Source organism: Bradyrhizobium sp. Leo170 (genome assembly GCF_004296405.1).
GTDB lineage: Bacteria > Pseudomonadota > Alphaproteobacteria > Rhizobiales > Xanthobacteraceae > Bradyrhizobium.
In genome coordinates, this window is record NZ_PSRR01000889.1 from 1 (window position 1) to 418 (window position 418).

General features: G+C 69.6%; 1 protein-coding gene. It reads right to left on the reverse strand.

The window, feature by feature from the left end; genetic code table 11:
- Positions 1-30: 30 nt before the first annotated feature.
- Positions 31-418, reverse strand: a 388-nt coding sequence (locus tag CWO89_RS45245) for a Smr/MutS family protein (RefSeq protein ID WP_207234741.1), incomplete at its 5' end; no start/stop codon positions are given.

Here is a 418-nt window from a genome sequence, read left to right on the forward strand (position 1 = left end):
TGCGCTTCACCCGGGCTACGGATTGTAGCACTAGATCCTCGCGCGCCGCACCCGCACATAGAGCGCGCCCTCGCCGCCGTGGCCGATATGGGCTTCCTCGAAGCCGACGACGAGCGCGCGGAATTCGGGCAGGCTCAGCCATTGCGGCACCTGGCGGCGCAAGACGCCGCGCTCGGCATCAGCGCCGCCGGCTTTACCCTTGCCGGTGATGACGAGCACGAAAGTCAGCCCGTTACTATGCGCACGCTGCAGGAACGTAAGCAGCACGCGGTGCGCGCGTGTCTGCGTCATGCCATGAAGATCGAGCCGGGCGTCGATCTCCTTCTTCCCGCGCGACAGTTGCGCGCGCTCGCGGCGGCCGAGCGGCGCCAGCGGTGGCGGCGTCTGCGGACGCGGTGCGGGCGCTGACTTCGCCGGG